The organism is Planococcus circulans, from assembly GCF_020023385.1.
GTDB lineage: Bacteria > Bacillota > Bacilli > Bacillales_A > Planococcaceae > Planococcus.
Window position 1 is genome coordinate 264408 of the sequence record NZ_JAIQCL010000001.1, and the last position, 22719, is coordinate 287126.

At 45.4% G+C, this 22719-nt stretch carries 20 protein-coding genes; all 20 read right to left on the minus strand.

Annotation, left to right across the window (positions count from 1 at the left end; all coding sequences use genetic code 11):
• Positions 1-33 precede the first annotated feature (33 nt).
• Positions 34-2151 carry a polyribonucleotide nucleotidyltransferase gene (pnp, locus tag K8U60_RS01385; RefSeq protein WP_223633178.1) on the minus strand — a complete coding sequence of 706 codons (2118 nt, stop codon included), beginning with the start codon at positions 2149-2151 and terminating at the stop codon, positions 34-36.
• Between the two features lie 149 nt (positions 2152-2300).
• Positions 2301-2570, minus strand: a complete 270-nt coding sequence (gene rpsO / locus K8U60_RS01390; protein ID WP_142826542.1) for a 30S ribosomal protein S15 — start codon at positions 2568-2570, stop codon at positions 2301-2303.
• A 135-nt stretch (positions 2571-2705) separates the two neighbouring features.
• Complete coding sequence (ribF, locus tag K8U60_RS01395; protein WP_223633182.1) at positions 2706-3656, minus strand: riboflavin biosynthesis protein RibF; 951 nt, start codon at positions 3654-3656, stop codon at positions 2706-2708.
• Position 3657: 1 nt separating this feature from the next.
• Positions 3658-4587, minus strand: coding sequence for a tRNA pseudouridine(55) synthase TruB (gene truB / locus K8U60_RS01400; RefSeq protein ID WP_317851894.1), 930 nt, complete (start codon positions 4585-4587; stop codon positions 3658-3660).
• A gap of 65 nt (positions 4588-4652) precedes the next feature.
• On the minus strand, positions 4653-5003 hold the full coding sequence (rbfA, locus tag K8U60_RS01405) for a 30S ribosome-binding factor RbfA (protein ID WP_215099824.1): 351 nt from the start codon (positions 5001-5003) through the stop codon (positions 4653-4655).
• A gap of 18 nt (positions 5004-5021) precedes the next feature.
• The gene (locus K8U60_RS01410) at positions 5022-5300 is read right to left on the minus strand and encodes a DUF503 domain-containing protein (protein WP_223633185.1); all 279 of its coding nucleotides are present in this window, start codon (positions 5298-5300) and stop codon (positions 5022-5024) included.
• On the minus strand, positions 5297-7648 hold the full coding sequence (gene infB, locus K8U60_RS01415; protein WP_223633188.1) for a translation initiation factor IF-2: 2352 nt from the start codon (positions 7646-7648) through the stop codon (positions 5297-5299). Before infB ends, K8U60_RS01410 begins: the two co-directional genes overlap by 4 nt.
• Positions 7626-7970 (minus strand): YlxQ family RNA-binding protein, encoded by a 345-nt coding sequence (locus tag K8U60_RS01420; protein WP_223633191.1) that lies wholly within the window; start codon positions 7968-7970, stop codon positions 7626-7628. Before K8U60_RS01420 ends, infB begins: the two co-directional genes overlap by 23 nt.
• A complete protein-coding gene (gene rnpM, locus K8U60_RS01425; protein ID WP_223633206.1) occupies positions 7970-8248 on the minus strand; it encodes an RNase P modulator RnpM in 279 nt (92 codons plus the stop codon). Before rnpM ends, K8U60_RS01420 begins: the two co-directional genes overlap by 1 nt.
• Positions 8249-8268: 20 nt before the next feature.
• Positions 8269-9396, minus strand: coding sequence for a transcription termination factor NusA (nusA, locus tag K8U60_RS01430; protein ID WP_223633209.1), 1128 nt, complete (start codon positions 9394-9396; stop codon positions 8269-8271).
• A 20-nt stretch (positions 9397-9416) separates the two neighbouring features.
• Positions 9417-9902 (minus strand): ribosome maturation factor RimP, encoded by a 486-nt coding sequence (rimP, locus tag K8U60_RS01435; RefSeq protein ID WP_223633212.1) that lies wholly within the window; start codon positions 9900-9902, stop codon positions 9417-9419.
• 125 nt (positions 9903-10027) lie between these two features.
• On the minus strand, positions 10028-14335 hold the full coding sequence (locus K8U60_RS01440) for a PolC-type DNA polymerase III (RefSeq protein ID WP_223633215.1): 4308 nt from the start codon (positions 14333-14335) through the stop codon (positions 10028-10030).
• 135 nt (positions 14336-14470) lie between these two features.
• Positions 14471-16174 carry a proline--tRNA ligase gene (locus K8U60_RS01445; protein ID WP_223633217.1) on the minus strand — a complete coding sequence of 568 codons (1704 nt, stop codon included), beginning with the start codon at positions 16172-16174 and terminating at the stop codon, positions 14471-14473.
• A gap of 100 nt (positions 16175-16274) precedes the next feature.
• Positions 16275-17534 carry an RIP metalloprotease RseP gene (gene rseP, locus K8U60_RS01450; RefSeq protein WP_223633219.1) on the minus strand — a complete coding sequence of 420 codons (1260 nt, stop codon included), beginning with the start codon at positions 17532-17534 and terminating at the stop codon, positions 16275-16277.
• Positions 17535-17576: 42 nt separating this feature from the next.
• Entirely contained in the window at positions 17577-18722 is a 1146-nt protein-coding gene (gene dxr / locus K8U60_RS01455; RefSeq protein ID WP_223633221.1) for a 1-deoxy-D-xylulose-5-phosphate reductoisomerase, read from the minus strand.
• Positions 18723-18738: 16 nt separating this feature from the next.
• Positions 18739-19530 (minus strand): phosphatidate cytidylyltransferase, encoded by a 792-nt coding sequence (locus K8U60_RS01460; RefSeq protein WP_223633223.1) that lies wholly within the window; start codon positions 19528-19530, stop codon positions 18739-18741.
• Positions 19527-20318 (minus strand): isoprenyl transferase, encoded by a 792-nt coding sequence (locus K8U60_RS01465; protein WP_223633225.1) that lies wholly within the window; start codon positions 20316-20318, stop codon positions 19527-19529. The genes K8U60_RS01460 and K8U60_RS01465 overlap by 4 nt, the downstream gene beginning before the upstream one ends.
• Positions 20319-20470: 152 nt before the next feature.
• Positions 20471-21028: a ribosome recycling factor gene (gene frr / locus K8U60_RS01470; protein WP_223633227.1), complete on the minus strand. Its 558-nt coding sequence runs from the start codon at positions 21026-21028 to the stop codon at positions 20471-20473.
• Positions 21028-21753 (minus strand): UMP kinase, encoded by a 726-nt coding sequence (gene pyrH, locus K8U60_RS01475; RefSeq protein WP_223633229.1) that lies wholly within the window; start codon positions 21751-21753, stop codon positions 21028-21030. The genes frr and pyrH overlap by 1 nt, the downstream gene beginning before the upstream one ends.
• An 81-nt stretch (positions 21754-21834) precedes the next feature.
• Positions 21835-22719 carry a translation elongation factor Ts gene (gene tsf, locus K8U60_RS01480; RefSeq protein WP_223633231.1) on the minus strand — a complete coding sequence of 295 codons (885 nt, stop codon included), beginning with the start codon at positions 22717-22719 and terminating at the stop codon, positions 21835-21837.

Here is a 22719-nt window from a genome sequence, read left to right on the forward strand (position 1 = left end):
TTGCCGACAAAGTCGGCAATTTTCAATGGTTGGTTATTCTTGATTTTGTTTTTCTTTGGCTTCTTTTTGTTCTTTTAAAACAACCTTACGTGACAAGTTTACACGTCCTTGACGGTCAATTTCAATTACTTTGACTTCGACAACCTGGTCCATCTTCAAAACATCTTCCACTTCTTTCGTCCGTTCTTCTTGGATTTCAGATATATGGAGAAGTCCGTCTTTGCCAGGGAACAATTCAACAAATGCCCCGAATTTCTCGATGCGCTTCACTTTGCCTTCGTAGTATTCGCCGACTTTTGCTTCACGTACGATGTTTTCGATCATTGCTTTCGCTTTAGCGTTCATCTCTTCATCGACAGATGAAATAAAGATGGTGCCGTCTTGTTCTGTATCAATCTTAACGCCTGTTTCATCGATGATTTTGTTGATCACTTTACCGCCAGGTCCGATCACGTCACGGATCTTGTCCGGGTTGATCTTCACCATGATGATTTTCGGTGCATAGGCAGAAAGAGTTGTTCTCGGTTCAGCAATCGTTGCCAGCATCGATTCAAGGATGTGGATACGGCCGATTTGAGCTTGTGTCAACGCCTCTTCCAGGATTTCACGTGAAAGGCCATCGATCTTGATGTCCATTTGCAGAGCTGTAATGCCTTTAGCAGTACCAGCCACTTTAAAGTCCATATCGCCCAGGTGATCTTCCATGCCTTGGATATCAGACAGTACGGTATAGTTATCGCCTTTTTTCACTAGGCCCATCGCAATGCCTGCAACCGGAGCTGTCAATGGGACGCCGGCATCCATCATTGCAAGCGTTGAAGCACAAATGCTCGCCTGAGAAGTTGAACCGTTTGATTCTAATACTTCCGCAACAAGGCGGATGGTGTATGGGAAATCTTTTTCATTTGGAATGACAGCTTCCAATGCGCGTTCACCAAGTGCTCCGTGACCGATTTCACGGCGTCCAGGTCCACGAAGGAATCCAGTTTCACCTACAGAGAACAACGGGAAGTTGTAATGGTGCATAAAGCGTTTTGTATCTTCGATGCCAAGGCCGTCGATGATTTGAACATCGCCTAAAGCGCCAAGCGTACAAATGCTCATTGCCTGTGTTTGACCACGCGTGAACAAACCGGAACCGTGCGTACGGTTTAAAATGCCGACTTCAGAAGACAATGGACGGATTTCAGAAGGTCCACGGCCATCCGGACGGATTTTTTCGTCAGTGATCAAACGACGGACTTCATCTTTGACCATTTTATCAAGAATCTGGCCAGCCTGTTTTTTCACTGCATCGTCCGATTCTTCATATGAAGCCATAGCACGAGCCTTAACTTCATCAATGGCTTCGTTGCGTGCTTGTTTTTCATTGATTTGGACAGCTGCATTCAATTCAGCTTCTACCGCTTCTTTAAGTGAGCTTGTCAGGTCGGCATCCAATTCATATAGCTGGATATCGGTTTTGTCTTTACCGACTTCCGCAGCAATCTGTTCTTGGAAAGCGATCAATTTCTTGATTTCTTCGTGGCCGAACATGATCGCTTCTAAAATGATTTCCTCAGAAACTTCCTTCGCTCCTGCTTCCACCATATTGATGGCATCTTTTGTTCCGGCAACCGTCAAGTTGATCGAGCTTTTTTCAAGCTGATCATTTGTCGGATTGATGATGTATTGTCCGTCGATCAAGCCGACGATCACTCCAGCGATCGGTCCGCCGAAAGGAATATCAGAAATCATCAAGGCTAGAGAAGAACCGAACATTGCAGCCATTTCTGACGGGCAATCCTGATCTACTGACATGACCATTGAAATGACCTGAACTTCATTACGGAAGCCATCCGGAAATAATGGACGGATTGGACGGTCGATCAAACGGCTTGTCAAGGTCGCTTTTTCAGAAGGGCGTCCTTCACGTTTGATGAAACCGCCTGGGATTTTACCTACTGCATATAGACGCTCTTCGTAGTTTACAGTCAGTGGGAAGAAATCCAATGGTTTTGGAGTTTTTGAAGCGGTTGCAGTTGAAAGAACTGCTGTATCGCCATAACGGATCAATGCTGCTCCGTTTGCTTGTTTTGCCAATTGGCCGACCTCAACCTGTAATTCACGGCCTGCCCAATCAAGTGTGTAGACTTTTTTTGCTTGCCCCATAATATCGAGCTCCTCTCTCTTACCTTGTTTCTATATACTATATGTATCCAATAGTAGTGTATCAAAAAAGCATCCGGTATGCGATGCGATAGATTAAAGTTTTATCCATAAAGAAAAAGCGGGACGAATCCCGCTTTTACTGTTTGCTATTAACGGCGTAGGCCAAGTCTTGCGATTAACTCGCGGTAGCGAGCTACTTCGTTTTCACGTAAGTATTTCAGCAAGTTACGACGGCGTCCAACCATTTTGAATAGACCACGACGTGAGTGATGATCTTTTTTGTGAGTACGTAAGTGCTCATTCAAATTGTTGATGTCTTCTGTAAGAATGGCGATTTGAATTTCTGCAGACCCAGTATCTGTGTCATGCACTTTGTATTCATTGATCAATTCATTTTTACGCTCTTGTGTGATTGCCATACTGTTTCCACCTCCTAATTTCTGATATCCCCAATTACCGAGCAAACGTTGGTGATTCGATTTGCCAAGCAACGGTTAGTACATTCAGTACTCATAAATAATAGCATAAGGATTTTTTAAAATCAACTGCACCGTCTAATTAATGCCTGCGAAAAATTGCTCAGCAGTTTCTTTGTCCCGCTGAATCTGAGCCTTCAGCTCATCGATGCCCGAAAACTTCTGCTCATCCCGAATTCGCTCATGCCATTCAACTTCCACCATTTCTCCGTAGATTGATTTATCAAAATCGAGGATATGAACTTCAATGACTTGTTTTTTCACATCCGGATTATTGAAGGTCGGCTTGTAGCCGATGTTGCAGACACCATTATAGTATTGTCCCTGCACTTGGATTTTCACCGCGTAGACGCCGCGGCTGGGAACGACCGCACCCAGCTCAGGTTCGACATTGGCTGTCGGAAAACCGATCGTACGCCCTCGCTTATCGCCATTTACAACAGTGCCTAATACGCGGAATGGACGTCCCAGGAGATGGCAGACCTCTTCAACTGCACCGTTCTTCAACAATTCACGGATGCGCGTCGAACTGATTTTTTCATTGCCGTCTTCCAGCTTATCAACCACGCTGACGCCATATTGGCCTTCTCCAAACTGTTTCATCAATGCCATATCGCCTTTGCCTTTACTGCCGAACGAAAAATCAAATCCAGCTGTGACATGCACCACATTGAGGCCTATAATGAAAAACTTGATGAACTCTTCAGGCGTCAGTTTGGCGAATTCAGAAGTGAAACGGACGATAAAGCAATAATCGACACCCATATCCTCCAGGATTTCCATCTTTTGCTGCATCGGCGTAATATAAAAGACTTCTTCTTTTCTGCCGCCGAGCACCAGGGAAGGATGCGGATCGAAGGTCATGACCGCTGACTTGACGCCTTTTTGTTTGGCTTGTTCGATCGCTGCCCCAATAACGCTCTGGTGTCCTTTATGTACCCCATCAAAAAAACCGAGCGCCAATGACAAAGGGCCAGTTTCGAAATTGGGTTTCACGTGAATCGGATAACTTAAATGGATAATTTTCATGTTACACCTCGTCAGCTGTCGGAAAACCGAACATTTTTTCAGGTTTCATCTTGTCCGCTTTTTCAGGATGGTCTTTATAGAGCGCTACAGGGTTTCCCTGAACCGTTAAAACCACAAATCCCATTTGATCGAGGATGGCATGACGCGCCAAAACCTGACCATTTTTCACAGCAAAAATCTGTTTAGGCTCGATTTCCATAAATGGAAATGCACTTAAGCCATAGCTGAGCGGTTTCAAAATGTCACCGATATCTCCATTTTGAGCAAGTTCGGCCACTTCGGCAAGTGTTACGCAATCTTTTTGGCTGAATTTCCCGGATTCTGTCCGTGTCAGCCTCGACATATGCGCAGGATACCCCAGGGCTTGACCGATCTGCACTGCCAGTGTCCGGATATAAGTTCCTTTGCCGCAGCGGATACGGATATTGAATTTGATCTCCTGTCCTGCCCATTGCTGATCATCATCCAATAATTCAATGGAGTCGATGCGAACTGTACGTTCGGGCCGCTCAACAGCAATTCCCTGTCGTGCATATTCATAAAGCTTTTTACCGTTCACTTTAACTGCAGAATACATCGGTGGAATTTGTTTGATGTTGCCTGTCAACCCCAGCAGCACCTCAGCCACTTGGTCACGTGTAATAAGCTTTTCAGACGCATCCGTATCCACAGTCTCGCCCGTCGCATCTTCCGTTTCAGTCGAATAGCCGATTGTCACTTCAGCTTCATAGGTTTTCCCTTGGTCGGTGATGTACTCCGCTACTTTCGTCGTGTTGCCGATGCAGATCGGCAGTACCCCATCCACTTCGGGATCCAACGTTCCCGTATGTCCAACTTTTTTTGTCTGAAGAATTTTTCTCAGTTTGAAGACGCAATCATGAGACGTCATTCCTTTTTCTTTCCATAAAGGCAGAATTCCATTCAATGCCATATGCCTCAGCTCCTTTGCTTGATGCAAAAAAAAGCCCGCTATCTAAAATAGACAGCAGGCTCTTTTTAATCTTCTTTTGGTTCTTGGATATCACGCAATAAGGTATCGATCCGATTGCCGTACGCAACCGACGAATCGATTTCAAAAGACAATTCAGGAGTTTTACGAAGACGGATCCGCTGCCCAATTTCAGAACGGATAAATCCTTTTGACTTCGTCAACCCAAGCAATGTCTGCTCTTTTGCATAGTCTTCGCCTAAAACGCTGATATATACAGTTGCCTGTTGGAGATCTCCTGTAACTTCAACATCTGTTACAGTGACAAATCCGATACGTGGATCTTTCAGTTTTCGGCTGATGATATCGCTAAGCTCTTTTTTCATCTGCTCAGCTACACGATTCGCGCGCATTGTCATTGCTAATCCACCTCGTTCTTACAAATATTCTTTTTCAATCTCCAAGCATTCCCAAGCAGGATTGCTTTCCAAATAGTAGAGAACCTGCGCCATTTCCTTATCTGCCATTTCTTTGGATGAAGAAACGAGGACAAAGGCGATGCGGGTCCGCTGCCAAACATTCTGGTGGTCAATCTCTGCTGCGGAAACATTGAATTTCTGTTTGCTGCGGGTCAGCATGCTTTTCACGACTGCCCGCTTATCTTTTAACGAATGTGCCGTTGGAATGAAGAATTCGCATTCCATGTACAGGATCATTTGCGTTCGATTTCTTCCATAACGTACGCTTCGATAATATCCATTTCTTTGACATCATTGAATTTTTTGATGGTGATACCGCATTCGTAGCCTTTAGCTACTTCTTTGGCATCGTCTTTAAAGCGTTTCAACGTATCAATTTCACCTTCGAATACAACAATGCCTTCACGGATGACGCGGACGCCACTTTCTCTCGTGATCTTGCCTTCAGTTACATAGCTTCCGGCAATTGTACCAACTTTAGAAACTTTGAATGTGCTGCGGACTTCAGCTTGACCGATAATTTTTTCTTCAAATTCAGGATCAAGCAAGCCTTTCATCGCGAATTCAATTTCTTCGATCACTTTATAGATGATGCGGTGCAGACGGATGTCCACGCCTTCTGCCTCAGCAGCGCGTTTCGCGTTTGCATCAGGACGGACGTTGAAACCGATGACGATGGCATTGGATGCAGCTGCCAATGAAATATCGGATTCCGTAATGGCTCCAGCGCCTGTGTGGATAATTTTCACGTTGACGCCTTCCACATCGATTTTAAGAAGAGATGCAGCCATTGCTTCAACGGCTCCTTGAACGTCAGCTTTGACGATCAAGTTCAATTCCTTCATTTCGCCTTGTTTCAATTGATCAAACAAGTTATCAAGAGTTACCCGTGTTTTTTCAGAACGCTGAACTTGAAGCGCTGAAGTTGCACGCGTTTCCCCAACCTGGCGAGCTGTTTTCTCATCTTCAAAGACAACAAAGCGGTCTCCTGCTTGCGGTACATCGTTCAGACCGGTAATTTCCACTGGTGTTGATGGTCCCGCTTCTTTGACGCGGCGTCCAATATCAGAAACCATGGCACGAACACGGCCAAATGTATTTCCGACAACAATCGGATCTCCGACTTTCAACGTACCATCCTGGACAAGTAGAGTAGCTACTGAACCACGGCCTTTATCAAGCTCTGCTTCGATAACTGTACCGATTGCACGGCGCGCGGGATTAGCTTTCAACTCACCAACTTCGGATACCAGAAGGATCATTTCAAGCAATGAATCGATGCCGTCTCCAGTCAGAGCAGAAATCGGAACGAAAATCGTATCGCCGCCCCAAGCTTCAGCTACTAGTCCGTGCTCAGTCAATTCTTGCATAACGCGGTCAGGGTTTGCACTTGGCTTATCCATTTTGTTGACTGCGATGATGATCGGAACTTCTGCCGCTTTGGCATGGTTGATTGCTTCAACTGTCTGTGGCATAACACCGTCATCTGCTGCAACAACGATAATTGCAAGGTCAGTCACTTTTGCTCCACGTGCACGCATCGTCGTAAACGCGGCGTGGCCAGGAGTATCAAGGAACGTGATTTTCTTGCCGTTGTCGTCAACAACCTGATAAGCACCGATATGCTGTGTGATTCCGCCTGCTTCTCCAGCAGTCACTTTCGTGTGGCGGATCGAATCAAGCAAAGTTGTTTTACCATGGTCAACGTGCCCCATGATGGTAACTACCGGGGGACGCTCTTGATTTAGGCTCTCGTCTTCAGGTTCAAAGTAAACTTCAAGATCCGTTTTATCCACTAAGATCTCTTCTTCCACTTCAACTTCATACTCGGCACAAATCAATTCAATTGCATCTTTATCCAACTCTTGGTTAATGGTAGCCATTACACCAAGCATGAACAATTTTTTGATGATTTCAGAAGGCTCGCGCCCTAATTTTTTTGCAAGCTCAGCTACTGTCAATGACTCACTGAAAGTGATTTTAGCCGGCAGTTCTTTTTCTTTTTTAGGCATTGGCGGCAATGGATTTACCGGTTGCTGCTGCTTTCCTTTGCGGTTGCGGTTTTGGAAGCCGCTACGGTTTCCGCCGCCTGGACGTCCTGAAGAACGCTGGCCAGGTCCTGCTGTCGGTTTAGCTGCCTTCGGTGTAAAATTCGATCCTGATTTTGCCGGTGCAGTTGGTCGTTGGCCATTCCCTTGTGAACGGGACTGTCCTTGACTAGGCGCTGCAGCTGGACGGGATTGGCTTTGTCCTGATGGACGCGACTGGCCGCCTTGCGGACGTGACTGCCCTTGTCCTGATGGACGCGACTGGCTGCCTTGCGGACGGGATTGTCCCTGTCCTGATGGACGCGACTGGCTGCTTTGTGGGCGGGATTGCCCTTGGCTTGGTGGACGCGATGGCGCTTGCGGGCGCTGCCCAGCTGATGCATTTTTGTAGATGCTGTCTAATTTCGATACAGCATTATCTTCTAATGTAGCCATATGGTTTTGCACGGTAATATTATGTTTAGACAACTCATTGATAATTTCTTTACTTGGCTTGTCTACCTTCTTAGCATATTCATGTACTCGAATTTTGGTCATCTGCTCGCCCCCGATTAATTTCTTCATATAAGCTGGTTATTTTCTTTGCAAATCCTTTATCTGTGATTGCAATAACTACCCGCTCTTCTTTGCCTATCGCATGTCCCAACTCGAAACGGGATCCAAAAACATGGAGATCCACTCCATACGACTTGCATTTGTCCTGCAGTTTCTTACTGGTGTTTTCTGAAGCGTCTTCAGAAAGTATCACTAATTTCGCTTTGCCTTTTCGAACTTCATTCACGGTCATTTCTTCACCTGAAATGGTCATTCTTGCACGTGTGGCCAATCCAAGTAATTGAAGAATTTTCTGTTTGGTCATTATTTCAACTGCTCTCTGAGAACGACGCGAATTAACTCATCATAGATTTCGTCTGGAATTTTGACTTCCAATTGCTTGTCGAGCACTTTCTTTTTACGGGCAGCCGCGATGGCATCTTCCGATTTCGAAAGGTATGCGCCGCGTCCTGATTTCTTGCCCGTCAAATCGACGGATACTTCGCCTTCTTTTGAACGGACAACGCGGATCAATTCTTTTTTAGGATGCATCTCGCCTGTAGCTACACACTTCCTTAATGGAATCTTCTTTTGCAGAGCCAACGGACATCACCTTTTCTACATTATTCTTTTTCTTCGTAAAAATCAAAGTCGTCCAGTTCTTCACCGGATTCCACTAATTCGATATCAGCGTTCGGGTTTGGGTAAATCCCAAGTTCACGAGCATCGGTTTCACTCTTGATATCGATTTTCCAGCCAGTTAATTTCGCTGCCAAACGGGCATTTTGTCCACGTTTGCCGATTGCAAGAGATAATTGATAATCAGGAACGACTACAGTAGTCGATTTTGCTTCTTCGTTTACTTGTACATCCAATACTTTGGACGGGCTAAGCGCGTTTGCTACAAAGACAACCGGCTCTTCTGACCATTCCACAATATCGATTTTTTCTCCGCTTAATTCGTTGACGATTGTCTGAACACGTCCACCCTTGGATCCAACACATGAGCCGACGGGATCGATATCATCACGGTGCGCGAAAACAGAGATTTTTGAACGGTCTCCGGCTTCGCGTGCAATTGATTTGATCTCAACGATGCCATCGTAGATTTCAGGCACTTCATTTTCAAACAGACGGCGAAGCAATCCTGGATGTGTGCGCGAAACGAATACTTGCGGTCCGCGTGTCGTACGCTCCACTTTCGTGATATACACTTTGATGCGGTCATGCGGCTTATAATGTTCGTTTGGCATTTGCTCTGTCTGTGGCAACACAGCTTCAACTTTACCCAGTCCAACATACAGATTGCGTGCGTCCATACGCTCAACAATGCCGTTGACGATGTCGTCAGCACGATCTACGAACTCTTCGAAGATCAAGCCGCGTTCAGCTTCACGGACACGCTGTGTAACGACTTGTTTTGCCGTCTGAGCAGCAATGCGTCCGAAATTGCGGGGCGTCACTTCTTCTTCCACGACATCTCCAAGCTCGTAGGCCGGATTGATGACTTTGGCGTCTTCCAACGAAATATGAAGGCGTTCATCTTCAACTTCCTCGACAACATCTTTACGGGAATAAACCAGCATTGTCCCCGTATTCAAGTTCAAATCTACACGGACATTCTGTGCTTGGTTAAAATTCCGTTTGTATGCAGTTACCAAAGCTGCTTCAATCGCTTCAATCAGGACTTCACGCGAAATCCCTTTTTGTTTCTCCAATACTTCAAAAGCATCCAATAACTCACTGCTCATATTATTCACTCCCAGGTTCTTCAATCAGGTTTAACAGAAAAATCAATGGCTAAACGAATCACTGCTATTTTTTCTTTTGCAATAGTAATTATTTTTCTGCGTGTTTTGATCTTAATTTCAATTTCCACTTGTTCATCGTCATAGGACTTTAGATAACCTTCAAACTCTTTTGCATCTTCAACCGGTTCATAGGTCTTGATGTAAATAAACTTACCCATAGCCTTTTCGAAATCTTTTTCCTTCTTCAATGGACGTTCTGCCCCTGGGGAAGAAACTTCCAGGAAATAGTTTTGTTCAATCGGATCTAATTGATCCAGGATTTCACTTAACTTTTCACTTACCAAAGCGCATTGATCAATATCAATAGGTGCTTCAGGATTGTCTACATATACCCGTAAAAACCAGTTGCGGCCCTCTTTCAGGAATTCCACATCTACTAGTTCCAGTGATAATTCACTGGTGATGGGCTGTGCTATCTTCTCGATTTGTTCTGTAATTTTGCTCATACATGCCTCCCGCCAATTTTATGCCATAACAAACAGAAAAGAGCGGGAGAACCCACTCTTCTGCGACAGAGCTATCAGTAAATGTTACTACAATAATACCACAAACGGCGCCGTGGTGCAACTGGCTAGAACAGGGACAGCTGGTTAGCGTCAGGCATCCCTTCCAGGCAACCGTGATCATCCATATATTCGATGATTGTTTTCGAAACCCGGCCACGCTGCTGCAGATCTTCCTTAGAGAGGAATTCCCCATGCTCGCGGGCGGCAACAATCGATTTCGCGGCATTGGTTCCTAGTCCTGGAATGGCATTGAACGGTGGAATCAAGCTTTTTCCGTCGATGATGAATTGATCTGCAGATGATTTATACAGATCCACCTTCTGGAAAGTATAGCCGCGTTCCACCATTTCAAGCGTCAATTCCATAACCGTCAATAGGTTCTTCTCTTTTGTTGATGCTTCCAAACCTTTAGAGTTGATGTCATCAATTACAGCACGGATCGAGTGTGATCCTTTCGCCATGGCATTCACATCAAAATCCTCTGCACGAACTGTAAAGTACGCTGCATAATAAAGAACCGGAAAATGCACTTTAAAGTAAGCGATCCGCACAGCCATCAAGACATAGGCTGCGGCGTGGGCTTTCGGGAACATATACTTGATTTTCTTGCAGGATTCGATGTACCAGTTCGGCACGCCTTCTTTTTTCATGGCTTCTTCAAATTCCGGTGTCAACCCTTTACCTTTACGGACAGACTCCATAATCTTAAATGCCAATGAAGATTCAAGTCCCTGATAAATCAGGTAGACCATGATATCATCCCGGCACCCGATTACATCCGACAATTGGCAGGTCCCGTTTTGGATCAGTTCCTGCGCATTGCTCAACCACACATCCGTACCGTGGGACAGTCCGGAAATCTGGACCAGCTCAGAGAAGGTGTTCGGTTTCGTCTCCTCCAACATCTGGCGCACAAAGCGCGTACCGAATTCCGGAATTCCAAGCGTGCCTGTTTTACAGCCGATCTGCTCTTTGGTCACACCAAGCGATTCTGGACCGGCGAAGATTTTCATCACTTCCGGATCATCTGTAGGGATGGTCTTCGGATCGATGCCGGACAGATCCTGAAGCATGCGGATCACCGTCGGATCATCATGTCCGAGAATATCCAGCTTCAATAAGTTATCGTGGATGGAATGGAAATCAAAATGCGTCGTCTTCCATTCCGAATCCTGGGCATCTGCCGGGAATTGAATCGGCGTGAAATCATAGATGTCCATGTAATCTGGGACAACGATAATCCCCCCAGGATGCTGTCCAGTACTGCGCTTGACTCCCGAACAGCCTTGCACAAGGCGGTCGATTTCTGCGCCCCGCAAGGTCATCTCGCGGTCGTTGGCATAGCCCCGGACATAGCCATAAGCTGTTTTTTCCGCTACTGTACCGATCGTACCTGCGCGGAAAACATTATCTTCCCCGAATAATTCCTTCGTGTAATTATGGGCTACTGCCTGATATTCACCACTGAAGTTCAAATCGATATCGGGAACTTTATCTCCTTTAAATCCTAAAAACGTTTCAAACGGAATATCTTGGCCTTCTTTTTGATATGGAATATCACAATCCGGACAATTCTTATCTTTCAAATCGAATCCCGAACTGACTGAACCGTCATCAAAGAACTCCGATTTCTTGCATTTACTGCAAATGTAATGCGGAGGCAACGGATTGACTTCAGTGATTTCAGTCAATGTCGCAACCAGCGAGGAGCCAACCGACCCACGGGACCCTACCAAGTAACCATCGTCCAGTGATTTCTTCACGAGTTTGTGCGAAATCAGATAGATAACCGCAAATCCGTGCCCGATGATGGATTTCAATTCTTTCTCGATACGGGCTTCCACGATTTCAGGCAATGGAGCACCATAAATCTGGGCTGCCATATTATAGCTCAATTCGCGGACTTCTTCATCGGCGCCTTCAATTTTTGGTGTATACAATTCATCTTTAATCGGCTTGACGACATCGATCATTTCGGAAATTTTAACCGAATTCTCAACCACCAGTTCGTGCGCTGTTTCAGCCCCAAGAAAGTCAAAGGCGTCCAGCATTTCATTGGTCGTCCTGAAATGTACTTTCGGCAGTTTCTGGCGGTTCAGTGGATTAGCTCCGCCTTGGGAACCGATCAGCACCTGCCGGAAGATGGCATCCGTTTCGTCCAGGTAATGGACGTTTCCTGTGGCAACCAAAGGAATTTCCAATTTACGGCTGACTTTCACCAGTTTACGGATGATGTCCTCTAAATTCCATTCATCACGGATCATTTCCCGTTCAATCAGATGTGAGTAGACCTCTTTCGGATGAACTTCCATATAATCATAGAATTGAGCCATCTTTTCGACTTCTTCCATTGACTTTTGCATCACTGCTTCAAAAACTTCGCCTTTATCGCAGCCCGAGCCGACCAGCAGCCCTTTCCGATGCCTTTGCAGCAACGAACGCGGAATTCGGGGTACCCGGTAGAAATAATCGATGTGAGAAGCCGACACCAATTTGAAGAGGTTTTTCAAGCCTTCATCATTTTGCGCCAACAGCGTGCAGTGCGTCGGCCGGGACCGTTTATAAGCGTCGCCGCTTCCGACATAATCATTGAGCTGATCGTGGTAGAGAATGCCTTTTTGATCAGCTTCTTTTAATAGATGCGTCAATAGATACGAAGTTGCTTCGGTATCGTAGATCGCCCGGTGATGCTGGGTCAGTTCGATCCCGAACTTCTTGGCCAATGTATTCAATCGGTGATTTTTCAGTTCCGGATGAAGCATGCGCGCCAGTTCTAATGTATCGATCGTGGCATGCTTCTTATCAATGCCGAATTTCTTATAGCAGACATACAGGAAGCCCATATCGAATGAAGCGTTATGGGCGACCATTATATGATCTCCTGCCCACTCGTGGTATTTGCGGATTACGTCTTCCACTTCGGGTGCATTCTTGACCATGTCATCCGTGATGCCCGTCAAATCGATCGTCGTTGACGACAGCTCATGGTGCGGGTTGGCAAAGCTCTCAAACTTATCGATGATCTGTCCGCCTTTGATCTTCACTGCAGCAAGCTCGATGATCGTATCGTAAACGGCAGATAGGCCTGTCGTCTCCAAGTCAAAAACCACAAAAGTTTCCTCTTCCAATAAAGCATGGCGCTCCTCATAAGCAATCGGCACTCCGTCATCGACTAAATTCGCTTCCAACCCAAAAATCGCTTTGATGCCATGCTTTTTGCTGGCTGCATAGGCATCCGGAAAGGATTGTACACCGGCATGATCCGTAATGGCGATGGCTGGATGTCCCCATTTGGCCGCTTGGCTGACCAGTGACTCAACAGATGAAACTGCATCCATTTGGCTCATCGGCGTATGCAGATGCAATTCGACGCGTTTTTCTTCTGCCGTGTCCCGTCGAAGTACGGGATTGATTTCAACCATATCCTGCGCCATCATCACCAAGTCACGGACAAAGGTGTCAGTTTGGATCGAGCCGCGCGCTTTCAGCCACATGCCTTTTTTGGCATTGGCCATCAATTCGGCATCTTCCTTGTCACGCGAGAACATCTTCACGAGAATCGAATCGGTATAGTCTGTGATTTTTACTGTCAACAAGGAACGGCCGCTCCGAAGCTCTCTTACTTCGGCATCAAATACATAGCCTTCAATGGTCACTCTGCGTTCTTCATCGACAATGGATTTGATCTCAACAATATTTTCATCCGGCTTGATGGCTGTACCCATTTGGAATGGACCGGATGGAGTACCGTTCTCTTTGCGGTTTGTCTCTCGTTTCTTCATATCGGACAATGCTTTATTTGCCATTTCCGCTTCTTCACGCAGGCGTTCCGCCATGAACGCTTCATGGGCCGCTTCCTGGTTTTCGTCTGACAGCTGGAAATCGATGGCAACATGCGGGAAGCCGAACTGATGATATACTCCCGCTAATTTTTCGCTGTATTTTGACTTCAGCGCCATCATTTCGTGTTCATGGTTGCATTTCAATAACAGCTTATTGCCATTCCAGACAGGCGCCTGTGACAATAATCGCTCACGCAACGGGGGCGCCATGTCCGCCAGTTCTTCGACAGCGTATCTCCAATAAGATAATACAAGGTCTTCCTGTACGGTTTCCTGCGCCGCCTCAATGTTCAATTGAATTGAAGCGATGGGTGAAAACGTGCTATAAAGTCGTTCTTTTAATAATAGGTACAAATCGATCGGCAGGATATTCTTCAGTTTCACAAGAAATTTCCACGACCGTTCTTTTTTATGGACGGTCATCCGTGTCAGTTCAGCCTCTTCGAAAAAGGGCATATGTACATCGTCCGCTAAGTCGAGATGCTGAAGCAGCAATTTGAATCGCATCTTGGAGTCTTGCTGGTTTGTCATAATTATCCCCTTCGTGGTAGTAATTTAAAAAAGCGCAAGTGCTTGTCATACCTGACGCTTATAGCTATAGAAACGAGCAGAAAAAGAAAGGAAAGTACATATTGTACTTTCCTTTCATCATATCAGATTTTGCTGTTATTTTTTAAAGAACTGCTGTAATTGATCGAGTAATTCTTCACGCGTCCACTCGAATGTTTCACCTGTCCGCCGTATTTTGACTTCCAGTATTCCTTCAGCCGCTTTTTTGCCGATCGTAATGCGGATCGGCAACCCGATCAGATCTGCATCCGTGAATTTCACGCCTGCCCGTTCCTTGCGGTCATCGAGCAGCACTTCGTAGCGATTTGATTTCAGCAAGGCATAAAGCTCTTCACCAAGCTCACGTTGCACATCGTCCTTGACGTTGACAGGCACCAGATGAACCTCGTAAGGAGCAACAATATCCGGCCATGTAAAGCCGTTGTCGTCCTGGAATTGTTCCGCGACTGCAGCGAGCACACGTGACACACCGATGCCATAGCAACCCATGATATAAGGCATCGCTTTGCCTTGGTCATTCAGGAAAGTGCCCTTCAACGGAATGCTGTAGGTGGTTCCCAATTTAAAGATATGGCCGACTTCAATTCCTTTGGCAAATTGAATCGTGCCCTGGCCATCAGGAGAAGCATCGCCTTCCTGGATAAAACGAAGGTCGTGGTAAGCTTCGACTGGAAAGTCTTTGCCCGGTGTGACGTTTTTATAATGATAGCCACTTTCATTGGCGCCGACTACAGCATTGACCATGTTTTCAACTGCATGGTCCGCAAACAGCCGGATATCTGAAGGAAGGTTGATCGGACCTAGAGAACCGATATCGCAGGACAATAATTGCTGAACCTCTTCCGGAGTCGCCATGTCGATGACTTTCGCGCCCGTCGCATGTTTGACTTTAACGTCATTGACCTCATGATCTCCTCTTGCTAACACGATGACCAATTCATCGTCTGCTTTGAAGACCAATGTCTTGATGCATTTTTCAGCAGTTGTATCTAAAAACTCAGCTACATCTGCAATGGTGTTCTTATCTGGCGTCGCCACTTTCTCCATTTCTTCCGGCGTTTCATCTGAGGCGGGATAAGCTACATTGACAGCCGCCATTTCAATGTTGGCTGCATAAGAGGAAATGTCGGAATAGGCAATCGTATCTTCTCCAATTTCAGACAGCACCATGAATTCATGATTGTCTTTACCGCCGATGGCACCGGAATCCGCGATTACCGCACGGAAGTTCAAGCCAAGACGTGTAAAGATATTGGTGTATGCCTGCATCATGACATCATAGGTTTCATCCAGGCTTTCAGGTGTCGCATGGAATGAATAAGCATCTTTCATCAGGAATTCACGGCCACGCAATAATCCGAAGCGCGGACGCTTTTCGTCTCTGAACTTCGACTGGATCTGAAAAAGATTCAAAGGAAGCTTTTTATACGATTTGATTTCATCGCGAAGCAAGCTCGTGATAACTTCTTCATGAGTCGCTCCCAGAGCGAATTCACGGTCATTGCGGTCCTTCAAACGCATCAGTTCATCGCCGTACGAATACCAGCGCCCCGATTCCTGCCATAGTTCGGCCTGCTGGAGTGCGGGCATGAAGATTTCCACACTGTTGGCGGCTTCCATTTCTTCACGGATGACGGTTTCCACTTTTTGAAGTACGCGTTTGCCGAGTGGCAGGAATGAGTAGATGCCGCTGGTATTTTGGCGGATAAAGCCTGCGCGCAATAAGAGTTGATGCGATCTGACTTCTGCATCTGCTGGAGTTTCACGTAAAGTAGGGATAAAAGTTGCTGTTTGTTTCATTCCAAAATACACCTCAACTGACTATAGGATTTTTATTGATGGATTAAAAGTTCAGGACAGGCAGTAATAACTGCCTGTCCGGTATTGCTTAATCGACTATTTAAAAGAAATACTTTTGAATATCGTTCCAAGTGACGACGATCATCAGCAGCATGAGCAGCATGATCCCTACAAAATGGACCATCCCTTCTTTTTGCCGGTCAACCGGTTTTCCGCGTACCGCTTCAAGAATGAAGAACATCAGGCGTCCGCCGTCCAATGCAGGAAGCGGAAGCAGGTTCATGATCCCTAAGTTGATGCTGAGCATGCCTGCCCAGCTCATCAAGGTGAAGAATCCGTATTTGGCGACTTCTTCAGTCGTCTTATAGATCCCAACTGGACCGGATAAAGCATCAATCGTGAATTGGCCGGTCACCAGCATTCCAAGCAGACGGAAGATTTCCTTGAACCAAAAAACGGTCTGCTCAGCGCCATAGACAAAGGATCCGAGAAAATCTTTTTCTACCGGGCTTTGATACAGTACGCCGATGACGCCAATTTGGTCAGGTGACTGTTCAGATATTTCAGGAGTGATCGTAAAGTTCAATGCTTCTCCATTACGTTCAACTTCGAATTCAAGAGGATTACCGGCATTGTTCTGAACCGACTCCACCAGTTCATCCCACGTGCCGATCGAATTCCCTTCAATTTCGGTCACCAGGTCTCCATTCTGCATACCCGCTTCAGCTGCCGGACTTTCCTCCGTCACTTCAGTAATTACTGGCTCGAAGGTAGGAATCCCTTGCATCATGCCGAGTGCAGTGAATATCAGGAATGCGAGGATAAAGTTGAATAAGGGTCCAGCAAAAATGGTCATGAACCGCTTTCCGACTGTTTTCGAATCAAACTGCCGGTCATAAGGAGCCAAAATGGTTTCTCTCCCATTTTCCTCAACCACAGCATCGCGCGCAACGTCAATGCGCACCAGCTTTTCATCTTCATCATACCCTTTGATCCACAGCTCTTTTTCCAGATCCGCTTCTTCTACTTCAAGAAAAAGGATTTCCGGATAAACGTGCTTCTGGTTCATGATGATCTTTTTTGCCTGGCCTTCTTTATTCAATAAAACACCTATGCGATGGCCTGCCTGAAGTTGGATGGTATCCATATCTTCCCCGGCCATACGTACATATCCACCAATCGGCAACAAACGCAACGTGTATAGCGTTTCTCCTTTAGTGATGCCCAAAATTTTCGGGCCCATCCCAATTGCAAATTCACGTACCAGAATGCCGGCACGTTTTGCGAAAAGGAAATGGCCAAATTCATGGAAAAAAACTAAAGCACCGAAAATTATTATAAACGAGATAACTGTCTCCATTTCGAACCCATCCTTATAAACTTATTCGGTTTTGATCTTTAGTTATTTTAGCATGTTTTTTATAGATTTTCTTGTTTCAGCATCTACATGCAGAATCGTTTCAAGATCGGGGTTGGCCAGAACATCATGCTGATCCATTGCCCGCTCGATCAGTTCTTCGATCTGCAGGAACTTTATTTCTTCATTAAGGAATAAGGCGACCGCCTGTTCGTTTGCCGCATTCAGGACAGTAGTCATGGTTCCGCCTGCAACACCCGCATCGAATGCCAGCTGCAATGCACGGAAACGTGTATAGTCCATTTCCTGGAAATTCAATTTTCCGATTTCAGCCAAGTTCAAACGGTTCGCGTGCTGACGGGGAAGCCGGTCCGGATAGGACAAGGCATATTGAATCGGCACCCGCATATCGGGCGTCCCAAGCTGTGCCATCACGCTGGTGTCCTGGAATTCGACCATCGAGTGGATAATGCTTTCACGGTGAAGCACTACATCAATGTCCGCATATGCGAAATCAAATAATATATGTGCTTCAATCACTTCAAGGCCTTTATTGACCATGGTTGCGGAATCTATCGTGATTTTCGATCCCATCGACCAGTTCGGATGATTCAATGCATCCTGTACGGTGACATTTTTCAGCTGTTCACGCGTCAAGTCACGGAAGCTGCCGCCGGAAGCCGTTAAGATCAATCGGCTTGCCTGGTCTTTCTTTTCACCATTCAACGCCTGGAACAACGCCGAGTGTTCGCTGTCGACAGGAAGAATCGCTGCGCCGTACTGTTTTGCACTGTCCATCACCAAATGTCCCGCCGTCACGAGTGTTTCTTTATTGGCGATTGCTATGGTACGGCCAAGTTTAATCGCTTCCAGTGTCGGCTCAAGACCAACACTTCCAAGTACAGCATTGACCAAAATATCGGCGTCATAGACAGCAATTTCAATCAGTCCTTCAGCTCCTGCCACAAAAGAGACAGCCGGATATTCAGCTTTCAGTGTTTTGGCATCTTCAGATTGCTGGACACATACAATTTCAGGAGTAAATTCAGCGATCAATTTACGGGTGATGTCCATATTTTTTCCGGCAGAAAATCCGATCAATGAAAATTCTTGCGGATGTTCGCGGATAATATCAGCTGTCTGCACACCGATTGAACCGGTTGCACCCAGCAGGATGATTTTCTTAACCATTCAGCAATTTCCTCTCTTAGATAAAATGTAAAAAATGAAGCAAAGGCATGACGAATAGAATACTGTCAAAACGATCCAGTATTCCACCGTGCCCCGGTAAGATCGAGCCAGAATCTTTCACGTTGAAATGCCGCTTTAAAGCAGATTCCACCAAGTCACCCATTTGTCCGAAGACAGATGCGATGATGGTGACGATGATGATCAGGAAGATCGAGTGGTTTAATGGAATGAAGTAATTGAAGATAAGTGCAATCCCAATCGCCCAGATGATGCCACCGACAAAACCTTCTATTGTTTTGTTGGGTGAAATTTCCGGCCATAATTTCCGTTTGCCAATTTTGCGGCCTGTGAAATAAGCACCTGAATCAGTGAACCAAACCACCAGTAAAGCAAAAATCAGAAAGCTGAGGCTGGCTTCACGCGTTTCGATAAAATAAAAGAAACCGATACCGACATATAAAGTACCTAAAACAGCGAAGGCTGCATCATCAAAAGTGAAGCTGTTTTTTACGATGACTGTATGTATCAATAGAAGAATGACGGCTAGAAATGCGAATTCGACTTTTTCATATCCTGTCCATTCAAAAATCTGAACAGCCCATTGATTGGGCATCATGAAGGCATAAAGCGCCAATAGGGAAATAAGGCCGGGGATGCTCCACAAACTCCGGCCCTTCATTTTCAAGAGTTCCTGCAATGCTACCGTTCCCAGTAAATAAACCAACAGAATAAATGGAAGACCTCCATAAATAACGAAAGGAATAAATAGAGCTGCAGCAATGACACCTGTTATAATCCGTTGTTTCATTTCACTTCGTCTCCTTTCAACCCTCCATACCGGCGATTTCGTTTCTGATAATTTTCAATCGCTTCCAGTAAGGAATCTTCATTAAAATCGGGCCATAAAGTTTCCGTGAACCAAAACTCCGTGTATGCCAATTGCCAAAGCATAAAATTGCTCAATCGAACCTCACCACTCGTACGAATCAGTAAATCCGGTTCCGGCAAGCCTTTTGTCATAAGCCCACCCGAAATAAGGTCTTCGTTAATATCACAAATGTCCAGAGTTCCCGCAGCAACTTGAGTGGCAATATCTTTGACCGCATCTACAATTTCTGCACGGCTCCCATAATTCAAAGCGAAGTTCAGGACAAGGCCAGTATTGTCCTTAGTTGCTTCTTTCGCTTTCTTAATGGCTTTAAGTGTATGCATAGGCAAATTTTGATGGTATCCCATCATTTCCACGCGCACATTTTCTTCAATCAGTTCCGGCAGGAAGGTCGTTAAAAATTCTTCCGGCAAGCGCATCAAAAAATCCACTTCGATTTTTGGACGTTTCCAGTTTTCTGTGGAAAATGCATATAAAGTCAGGACACTGACCCCAAGTTCATTGGCGAGCTTTGTCACCTTCCGGACGGTCTTCATTCCTTCATGGTGTCCAGCAACTCTTGGAAGCGAACGTTTTTTTGCCCAGCGGCCATTGCCGTCCATGATGATTGCAATATGAGCCGGAACTTCTTCGTTCGAAATCAAAACTGAGCGATCTACGTTTTCCAAGACCAAATCAGTATTTCGTTTTAATAGTTTATTAAACATAGTTAATCCTCCACCTATTACAAATCGGCATGTCTATTGCTTATCATATCAAAAAAAACAGCATTGTGCGCTTCTTTCAAGATACAGCGTTTATTTTTGGCATGAAAAAGCGTCCTGCTTAACAGGACGCCAGACATGAAATGAAGTTCGATTTAAACTTCCATAATCTCTTTTTCTTTACTTTTAGCCATTTCATCGATTTTTGCAATGTTGTCATCTGTCAACTTCTGGGTGTCGTCTGTATAGCCACGCAAGTCATCTTCCGTGATTTCACTTTTCTTCTCCAGCTTCTTGAACTCGTCATTAGCATCCCGACGGATGTTGCGGATGACCACTTTCGCTTCTTCCGCTTCTTTCTTCACTTGCTTCACAAGATCTTTGCGGCGTTCTTCTGTCAATGCAGGAACTGCCAAGCGGATCACCGAACCGTCATTTGACGGGCTCAAGCCCAAGTCAGACTTAAGGATCGCTTTTTCGATATCACCAAGAACCGATTTATCGTATGGCTGAATCATGATCAAACGCGCTTCAGGAATGGAAATGCCTGCAACTTGGTTGACCGGTGTTGGAGAACCGTAATAATCGATCGTCAACTTATCCAAAATTGAAGGAGTTGCACGGCCAGCACGGATTGAAGATAAATCACGTGAAAAAGCTTGAATTGCATTGGTCATTTTAGATTTAGTGTCATTCATCACTGATTTTGGCATTATAATGTTCTCCTCACTACTGTCCCGATTTTTTCTCCGAGTACAGCTCGTTTTATATTTCCATTTTCCATAATTGAGAATACTACGAGTGGGATGTCATTGTCCATACAAAGTGTAGAAGCTGTCGAATCCATCACCTGCAAGCCTTGTTGAATCACTTCGAAATAAGAAAGTTCTTCGTATTTTACAGCAGTGGAATCCGTTTTCGGATCAGCTGAATAAACGCCATCAACATTGTTTTTCGCCATTAAAATGACATCGGCTTCAATTTCAGCCGCGCGCAATGCCGCTGTTGTATCAGTTGAGAAGTAAGGGTTCCCTGTACCTGCTGCAAAAATGACAACCCGCTTCTTTTCTAGATGACGGATAGCTCTTCTGCGGATATAAGGTTCAGCAACTTGGCGCATTTCTATGGACGAAAGAACGCGGGTTTCAACGTCTTGCTTTTCCAAAGAATCCTGCAAAGCCAATGAGTTCATAACTGTTGCCAGCATGCCCATATAGTCAGCTGTTGCACGGTCCATTCCCATTTCAGAACCGACTTTGCCTCTCCAGATATTGCCTCCGCCTACAACCACTGCAACTTCCACTCCAAGTTCCACCACTTCTTTTACTTGGCTTGCTACTGATTTGATGATTTCTGGGGACAATCCGAAACCTTGTCCTCCTGCCATTGCTTCACCACTTAGTTTTAATACAATGCGTTTATATTGCTGAACACTCATCGGTACCCTCCATTACATAATTATTGAAAAATAGGGAACACATACTCGTGTTCCCCAAGATAAATCATATGATAAACGTTCTTATTTTTTGTTAACTTGGCTCATTACTTCGTCAGCAAAGTTATCTTCACGCTTTTCGATGCCTTCTCCAACTTCGTAACGGATGAATTCTTTAACAGATCCACCTGTAGAAGCTGCAAAATCACGAACTTTTTGATCTGAATTCTTAACGAACGCCTGGTCAAGCAAGCAGATGTCTTCGAAATATTTACCAAGGCGGCCTTCAACCATTTTAGCAACGATTTTTTCCGGTTTGCCTTCGTTTAAAGCTTGCTCAGTCAAGATTTTACGCTCGTGCTCTACTTCGTCAGCAGAAACTTCGTCGCGCGATACATATTTAGGGTTCAATGCAGCGATGTGCATTGCGATGTCGCGGGCAGCATCTGAATCCGTAGAGTTTTCAAGAACAACAAGTACTGAAATACGTCCGCCCATGTGAAGGTAAGGACCAAAAGCGTCAGCATCTGTTTTTGTGCGCACTTCAAAACGGCGCAATGTGATTTTTTCACCAATTTTAGCGATTGCGTTTGAAATATGGTCTGCAACTGTCAAACCGTTAGACATTGTTGAAGCATTAGCTTCTTCAACTGTAGCCGGCTTAGTTGAGATCAAGTGCTCGCCTAATTCTTTTACCAAAGTCTGGAAACCTTCGTTTTTCGCAACAAAGTCTGTTTCTGCGTTTACTTCGAAGATGACTGCTTCGTTTTCTTTCACAAGAATTGAAGTTGTCCCTTCAGCAGCAATACGATCCGCTTTTTTAGAAGCGCTTGAAAGACCTTTTTCACGTAGGAAGTCTAGAGCCGCTTCCATATCTCCATCTGTTTCCACTAATGCTTTTTTGCAATCCATCATACCTGCGCCTGTTTTTGCACGCAATTCCTTTACCATTTGAGCTGTAACTGCCAT

What these genes read in the sequence shown, in the direction of transcription:
- pnp (WP_223633178.1), bottom strand. Translation starts at nt 2,151, where the DNA reads ATGGGGCAAGCAAAAAAAGTCTACACACTTGATTGGGCAGGCCGTGAA.
- K8U60_RS01410 (WP_223633185.1), bottom strand. Translation starts at nt 5,300, where the DNA reads ATGATCCTGTACATGGAATGCGAATTCTTCATTCCAACGGCACATTCG.
- K8U60_RS01460 (WP_223633223.1), bottom strand. Translation starts at nt 19,530, where the DNA reads ATGAAACAACGGATTATAACAGGTGTCATTGCTGCAGCTCTATTTATT.
- K8U60_RS01465 (WP_223633225.1), bottom strand. Translation starts at nt 20,318, where the DNA reads ATGTTTAATAAACTATTAAAACGAAATACTGATTTGGTCTTGGAAAAC.
- rseP (WP_223633219.1), bottom strand. Translation starts at nt 17,534, where the DNA reads ATGGAGACAGTTATCTCGTTTATAATAATTTTCGGTGCTTTAGTTTTT.
- K8U60_RS01440 (WP_223633215.1), bottom strand. Translation starts at nt 14,335, where the DNA reads ATGACAAACCAGCAAGACTCCAAGATGCGATTCAAATTGCTGCTTCAG.
- K8U60_RS01420 (WP_223633191.1), bottom strand. Translation starts at nt 7,970, where the DNA reads ATGACCAAACAGAAAATTCTTCAATTACTTGGATTGGCCACACGTGCA.
- infB (WP_223633188.1), bottom strand. Translation starts at nt 7,648, where the DNA reads ATGACCAAAATTCGAGTACATGAATATGCTAAGAAGGTAGACAAGCCA.
- dxr (WP_223633221.1), bottom strand. Translation starts at nt 18,722, where the DNA reads ATGGTTAAGAAAATCATCCTGCTGGGTGCAACCGGTTCAATCGGTGTG.
- rpsO (WP_142826542.1), bottom strand. Translation starts at nt 2,570, where the DNA reads ATGGCAATCACACAAGAGCGTAAAAATGAATTGATCAATGAATACAAA.
- truB (WP_317851894.1), bottom strand. Translation starts at nt 4,587, where the DNA reads ATGGCATTGAATGGAATTCTGCCTTTATGGAAAGAAAAAGGAATGACG.
- pyrH (WP_223633229.1), bottom strand. Translation starts at nt 21,753, where the DNA reads ATGAGTGTTCAGCAATATAAACGCATTGTATTAAAACTAAGTGGTGAA.
- K8U60_RS01445 (WP_223633217.1), bottom strand. Translation starts at nt 16,174, where the DNA reads ATGAAACAAACAGCAACTTTTATCCCTACTTTACGTGAAACTCCAGCA.
- nusA (WP_223633209.1), bottom strand. Translation starts at nt 9,396, where the DNA reads ATGAGCAGTGAGTTATTGGATGCTTTTGAAGTATTGGAGAAACAAAAA.
- rimP (WP_223633212.1), bottom strand. Translation starts at nt 9,902, where the DNA reads ATGAGCAAAATTACAGAACAAATCGAGAAGATAGCACAGCCCATCACC.
- frr (WP_223633227.1), bottom strand. Translation starts at nt 21,028, where the DNA reads ATGCCAAAATCAGTGATGAATGACACTAAATCTAAAATGACCAATGCA.
- tsf (WP_223633231.1), bottom strand. Translation starts at nt 22,719, where the DNA reads ATGGCAGTTACAGCTCAAATGGTAAAGGAATTGCGTGCAAAAACAGGC.
- rbfA (WP_215099824.1), bottom strand. Translation starts at nt 5,003, where the DNA reads ATGACAATGCGCGCGAATCGTGTAGCTGAGCAGATGAAAAAAGAGCTT.
- ribF (WP_223633182.1), bottom strand. Translation starts at nt 3,656, where the DNA reads ATGAAAATTATCCATTTAAGTTATCCGATTCACGTGAAACCCAATTTC.